At 47.5% G+C, this 6391-nt stretch carries 4 protein-coding genes; all 4 read right to left on the reverse strand.

The window, feature by feature from the left end; all coding sequences use genetic code 11:
- Nucleotides 1–79 precede the first annotated feature (79 nt).
- The gene (gene lepA, locus B3Z75_RS10495; protein ID WP_294071344.1) at nt 80–1867 is read right to left on the reverse strand and encodes a translation elongation factor 4; all 1788 of its coding nucleotides are present in this window, start codon (nt 1865–1867) and stop codon (nt 80–82) included.
- 6 nt (nt 1868–1873) lie between these two features.
- Nucleotides 1874–3271, reverse strand: coding sequence for an asparagine--tRNA ligase (asnS, locus tag B3Z75_RS10500; RefSeq protein ID WP_294071347.1), 1398 nt, complete (start codon nt 3269–3271; stop codon nt 1874–1876).
- Between the two features lie 147 nt (nt 3272–3418).
- Nucleotides 3419–4573 carry a pseudouridine synthase gene (locus B3Z75_RS10505; RefSeq protein ID WP_294071350.1) on the reverse strand — a complete coding sequence of 385 codons (1155 nt, stop codon included), beginning with the start codon at nt 4571–4573 and terminating at the stop codon, nt 3419–3421.
- Nucleotides 4574–4711: 138 nt separating this feature from the next.
- Nucleotides 4712–6055, reverse strand: coding sequence for an adenylosuccinate lyase (gene purB / locus B3Z75_RS10510; protein WP_294071353.1), 1344 nt, complete (start codon nt 6053–6055; stop codon nt 4712–4714).
- Nucleotides 6056–6391 lie beyond the last annotated feature (336 nt).

Here is a 6391-nt window from a genome sequence, read left to right on the forward strand (position 1 = left end):
TCGGTTTCTTAATTGGTTATATTGCAGGTTGCCTAAGATAAAATTCACATTCACATTCACATTCCGGTTCCAGATTATTCTAATCCAGCTTCAATACTGCAAGGAAAGCTTTTTGAGGCACCTCTACGTTGCCCACCTGCTTCATCCGCTTCTTTCCCTCCTTCTGTTTCTCAAGCAGCTTTCTCTTACGAGAGATATCGCCACCGTAACATTTGGCTGTCACATCCTTGCGTACCGCCTTCACTGTCTCGCGGGCGATAATCTTGGCACCAATAGCCGCCTGTATGGCAATATCAAACTGCTGACGAGGAATCAGCTCTTTCAACTTCTCACACATACGCCGTCCGAAGCTCTGCGCATTATCGAAATGGGTAAGCGTGGAAAGTGCGTCCACCGGCTCTCCGTTCAGCAGGATATCCAGTTTCACGAGTTTGGAAGGACGGTAGTCATGCATGTGGTAATCGAACGAAGCATATCCCTTTGAGATGCTCTTCAGTTTATCGTAAAAATCGATTACAATCTCCCCCAGGGGAATGTCGTAAATGATTTCCACCCTGTCGCCGGAAATATAATCCTGCTTGATCAGCACTCCTCGTTTTCCAAGACAGAGCGTCATGATAGGTCCTATATAGGTGGTGTTGGTGATGACCGATGCCCGGATGAACGGTTCCTCGATACGTTCGATAAGTGTGGGATCAGGCAAGCCACTTGGATTGTGCACCTCTTTCATTGTGCCCTTCTTGTCGTATATGCGGTACGATACGTTCGGAACGGTGGTGATCACATCCATGTTAAATTCGCGCTCGAGCCGCTCTTGGATGATCTCCATATGGAGCAATCCCAAAAAGCCGCATCGGAAACCAAAGCCCAGTGCTACCGACGATTCCGGTTGAAAGGTAAGCGAGGCATCGTTTAGCTGCAGCTTCTCCAGCGATGCACGGAGATTCTCGAAATCCTCACTTTCGATGGGATAGACGCCCGCGAAAACCATCGGCTTCACCTCTTCAAATCCCTCGATGCTTTTTGGTGCCGGTCGCTTCACATGGGTGATGGTATCTCCCACCTTCACCTCTTTTGAAGTTTTGATGCCGGAAATGATGTATCCCACATCGCCACAGAGCACTTCATCGCGTGGAGACATCGTCAGGCGCAGGATGCCTACTTCATCGGCTTCGTACTCTTTTCCGGTGTTGATGAACTTCACGAGGTCGCCTTTGCGAATGCTGCCGTTCACAACCTTGAAATAGGCAATGATGCCCCGGAAGGAGTTGAAGACGGAGTCGAATATCAACGCCTGCAGCGGCGCATCAGGATCGCCCTGCGGTGCGGGAACGCGCTCTATGATGGCCCGAAGGATCTCTTCGATTCCGATTCCCGTTTTTCCGCTGGCACGGATAATCTCCTCCCGCGGCGTGCCCAGTAACTCCACGATCTGGTCTTCTACCTCGTCGGGCATGGCACTGTCCAGGTCAATCTTATTGAGGATGGGAATGATTTCCAGATCATGCTCGATGGCCATGTAGACATTCGAAATTGTTTGTGCCTGTATGCCCTGTGCGGCATCCACCACCAGCAAAGCTCCCTCACAGGCAGCGATGGAGCGTGACACCTCGTAGGAGAAGTCCACGTGTCCCGGCGTATCAATCAGGTTGAGGGTGTATTTTTCCCCCTCAAATTCATAATCCATCTGAATGGCATGACTCTTGATGGTAATTCCCCTTTCTCGCTCCAGGTCCATGCTGTCGAGTACCTGTGACTGAAGCTCCTTGCCTTCAACGGTCTTGGTAAACTCCAGCAGGCGGTCGGCCAGTGTACTCTTGCCGTGGTCTATATGGGCAATGATGCAAAAATTGCGTATTCTCTTCATTATTCTTTAAAACTCAGCATTATTGGGTGTACGTGGAAACGGGATCACATCGCGGATATTGGCCATTCCGGTAATGAAAAGCATCAGCCTTTCAAATCCGAGTCCAAAGCCTGCGTGAGGTGCCGTACCAAACTTGCGTGTTTCCAGGTACCACCAGATGGGTTCTTTGCTCATGCCAGTCTCTTCCACCCTGTGTAAAAGCTTGTCGTAATCGGCTTCACGCTCCGATCCACCAATGATCTCACCGATTTTGGGGAAGAGCACATCCATGGCGCGAACAGTTTTACCGTCGTCGTTTTGTTTCATATAGAACGACTTGATCTCCTTCGGATAGTCTGTAAGGATTACGGGACGCTTAAAATGCTTTTCAACCAGATAACGTTCGTGCTCCGATTGTAGGTCGGCTCCCCAGTAGACCGGAAACTCAAATTTCTGGGCCGATTCCTCCAGGATCTTCACTCCTTCGGTGTAGGTGAGCCGGACAAAATCATTTTCCACCACAAATTTAAGCCTGTCTATCAGCTCATTGTCGTACATCTTTGCAAGGAATTCAATGTCTTCCATACAATGATCGAGGGCATACTGTATCAGATATTTCAGAAACTCCTCCGCCAGATCCATATTGTCGTTATTGTCGAAGAAAGCCACCTCTGGTTCAATCATCCAGAACTCGGCGAGATGTCGTGGCGTATTTGAGTTCTCGGCACGGAAGGTAGGTCCAAAAGTATAGATGGCACCCAGCGCCATTGCTCCCAGTTCGCCTTCGAGCTGTCCCGACACGGTGAGGTTGGTCTGCATTCCGAAAAAATCATGCGAGAAGTCTGTTTTTCCCTGTTCATCCCGGGGCGGATTGTCTGCATCGAGGGTAGTTACCCCAAACATGGATCCGGCTCCTTCTGCGTCCGAAGCTGTGATAATGGGAGTGTGGAAATAGTAAAATCCCTTATCGTTGAAGAATTTATGAATGGCGTACGACATATGGTGGCGCATCCGGAAGATGGCGCCGAAAGTATTTGTTCGTGGCCGTAAGTGAGCGATTTCACGAAGAAACTCCAGTGAATGTCCTTTCTTCTGCAGCGGATATACCGCAGGGTCTGCCTCGCCAAAGATCTCTATTTCCGTGGCTTGTATCTCCACCGACTGTCCTTGTCCCTGTGACTCTACCAATGTCCCGTTCACATTGAGACATGCACCAGTGGTTATGGGCTTAAGGAACTCTTCACCAAACCGCGATATATCAATCACAATCTGAATGTTTTTGATAGTGGAGCCGTCGTTAAGTGCGACAAATCCCACGTTTTTGTTCCCTCTGCGGGTGCGCACCCACCCCTTAATGTTTACTTCGTCGCCGAAGCTGGTAAGCTGTAAAGCTTCTGAAATTTTTATTCGTTTTAGTTGTTTCATAATCAACGCCATATCCCATCAGGGAGACATGCAGTATTTACGTCCTTCCTGCTTTACCGAAGGAATTAATGATAAATAAATAGTTAACCGTCATTCGGGGGTTGCCCTGCAAGCCATGGGTTGCAGGGCATAGCCTATGAATGAATATTAATCGAACGCTCCCATGCGAAGCATGTTTACTTCTTGTTCTGTGAGGTAACGCCATTTCCCGCGGGATAACTTTTTCTTGGTCAGCCCGGCAAAATAGACCCTATCCAGTTTCAATACGCGGTATCCCAGCTTCTCGAACATACGACGTACTATGCGGTTCTTGCCAGAGTGAATCTCAATGCCCACCTGTGTCAGGTCATCTTCCGTCACATAACTGATAGCATCGGCGTGAATCTCACCATCTTCCAACTCAATCCCATCCGCAATAGCCTGCATATGTTCCATTGCTACAGGTTTGTCAAGCCATACCTGATATATTTTCCGTTTTTCGTACTTCGGATGTGTTAATTTTGAAGCGAGGTCTCCGTCGTTGGTAAGTAGGAGAACTCCCGTTGTAGCCCTGTCGAGCCGTCCCACCGGATAGATTCTTTCGGAGCAGGCGCTTTTAACCAGCTCCATCACCGTTTTGCGGTTCTCAGGGTCGTCGGTCGTCGTTACAAAGCCTTTTGGTTTATTCAGAAGGACGTAGACCTTGCTCTCCAGCGTTACCGGCTGATTGTGGAACATCACCTCATCGGCACGGGTAATCTTGGTTCCCAATTCCGTCACAATTTCACCGTTCACCTTTACCACACCTGCCTGGATAAACTCATCCGCTTCACGGCGTGAGCATACACCTGCATTGGCAAGGTACTTGTTGAGACGGATCGGAGCATTGGGATCGGCATTCTCTTTGTACTTAATCTGCTTGAATGGTTTTTTCTTTTTCAGCTTTTTGGGACCGCTTAGAGGTTGATTACTCCTGTTCTGAGGTTGATTTCCCCAGCTGCGGTTGCCATAGTTTCCAGCGGGTGTCCGTTGCTGTGACTGTACACGTTCCCCCACTCTCGGGCGACGTTTACGGGGGCCTCCTTCGCCCTCTCCATAGGAACTTCTTTGTTGTGAATCTCCCCAATTCTGTTTATAGGAACGATCCTGTGTGTTGTAGGGGCGTTCCTGTGTACGATATCCTTCCTGATGTGTTCTTCGCTCATATCCCTGATTTCTGTTGGATGAATCATAATTCTGATTTCTGTGTGGCGAAGCGTGTCTCTCATTGCCCGCGCTGCTAAAACTCCTTCTCGGGCGCGATTCTTCGTTGTTTGTTGTCATGTTGCTTTCGTTTTGTTTGAATAATAAAACCTCACGGTTTTTTTGTTTTTCTTTGTTTACCCTAAAACACGCCGGTGGTTATCTGTAAAAGTGGAATAACCAAACCGGATTCTCCATAAAGACTTAATTCCTGTTCACTTAAATTCCTGTGTAACTTTGTGGTGTAATTTCTTTTAACTCCTGTTTCACCCGATCATCCACCTCTAATCTGTCAATAAACTCTGAAATAAGCTCTTTTGTTATATGCCTGTTGGTTCGTGTAAGACCTTTCAGCGCCTCATAAGGTTTCGGATATCCCTCTCGTCTCAATATGGTTTGAATACCTTCGGCAACCACTGCCCAGTTATTCTCCAAATCCCGCTCAATAGCTTCACTGTTTAATAACAATTTACCCAGCCCTTTTGTTGTACTTTTCAGGGCAATTATTCCGTGTGCGAGAGGCATTCCGATATTCCGGATCACGGTAGAGTCTGTGAGGTCACGCTGCAAGCGTGAAATGGGTAATTTTGCGGCCAGGTGCTCGAGAAGTGCATTGGCTATTCCTAGATTTCCTTCGGCATTTTCAAAGTCAATGGGGTTCACCTTGTGTGGCATAGCCGATGAGCCCACTTCACCCTCTTTGATCTTCTGTTTAAAATACTCCATGGAGATATACTGCCACATGTCGCGGTTGAAATCAGTGAGGATTGTGTGGATCCGTTTCATTGCATCGAACGAAGCAGCCAGAGTATCGTAGTTGGATATCTGCGTGGTGTATTCTTCCCTGTGAAGATTCAGCTTTTGCCGCAGGAAGTCTTCGGCAAATTTTTTCCAGTCGGTGTGCGGGTAAGCCACACGATGTGCGTTAAAATTACCAGTGGCACCGCCAAATTTCGCTTTTGCGGGAATGTGTTTTAACACCTCTGTCTGGTTGGCAAGCCTGTAAGCAAACACCTTCATCTCCTTTCCCAGTCTGGTGGGCGAAGCCGGCTGTCCGTGGGTACGGGCCAGCATGGGAATATCCTTCCATTCTTCAGCATATGCCTCAATCTGTGCAATCACTTTCTCAAGTTCCGGAATGTACACCATTTGCAGCGCTTCCTGCCACATCATGGGAGTGGACGTATTGTTGATATCCTGCGACGTCAGTCCGAAGTGAATAAACTCTTTATAGGCGGATAGATCCAGCTGATCGAATTTATCTTTCAGAAAATACTCCACAGCCTTCACGTCGTGGTTGGTGATGTTTTCGATTTCCTTGATTCTGAGTGCATCTTCTTCCGCAAAGTTGTGGTATATCGCTCTCAGTTCATCGAATTTACGCCTGTCCACTTTCTCAAGCGAGGGGATTCCAGCTTCACAGAGTGCAATAAAATACTCCACCTCTACCCTCACCCGGTATTTGATTAATGCGTATTCCGAAAAAAAGCCGGCAAGTTCGTCGGTCTTATCCCTGTACCGTCCGTCTATGGGCGAGATGGCTGTCAGTTTGTTTAAGTTCATTGTTTTGTCGCGCAAGGCGGGTTTTAAATGGATTCCTGAATGGCGGGAAATCACTTTACTGCTCATTCATTTTTTCTTTGTAGCTGTGTTCTCTATAAAAAGAATGTAACTCCCCTATTTTTACGTTACAAAAATAGTGATAATAATAGAGGTTGAAAAATATTTAGAAAATTATTTGCGAAATATTTTGTGGAAATATAAAAAGAGCCTATCTTTGCATCGCTTTTCAGGAAAACAACTACTCATAGAGATGGGAAAATAAGAAAAGCAAAGTGTAAAATTGGGGCGATTAGCTCAGCTGGTTCAGAGCGCCTGCCTTACAAGCAGGATGTCGGC

Source organism: Proteiniphilum sp. UBA1028 (genome assembly GCF_002316955.1).
GTDB lineage: Bacteria > Bacteroidota > Bacteroidia > Bacteroidales > Dysgonomonadaceae > Proteiniphilum.

Coding starts and splice junctions, on each gene's coding strand:
- purB (WP_294071353.1), bottom strand. CDS start 6,055: ATGAACTTAAACAAACTGACAGCCATCTCGCCCATAGACGGACGGTAC.
- B3Z75_RS10505 (WP_294071350.1), bottom strand. CDS start 4,573: ATGACAACAAACAACGAAGAATCGCGCCCGAGAAGGAGTTTTAGCAGC.
- asnS (WP_294071347.1), bottom strand. CDS start 3,271: ATGAAACAACTAAAACGAATAAAAATTTCAGAAGCTTTACAGCTTACC.
- lepA (WP_294071344.1), bottom strand. CDS start 1,867: ATGAAGAGAATACGCAATTTTTGCATCATTGCCCATATAGACCACGGC.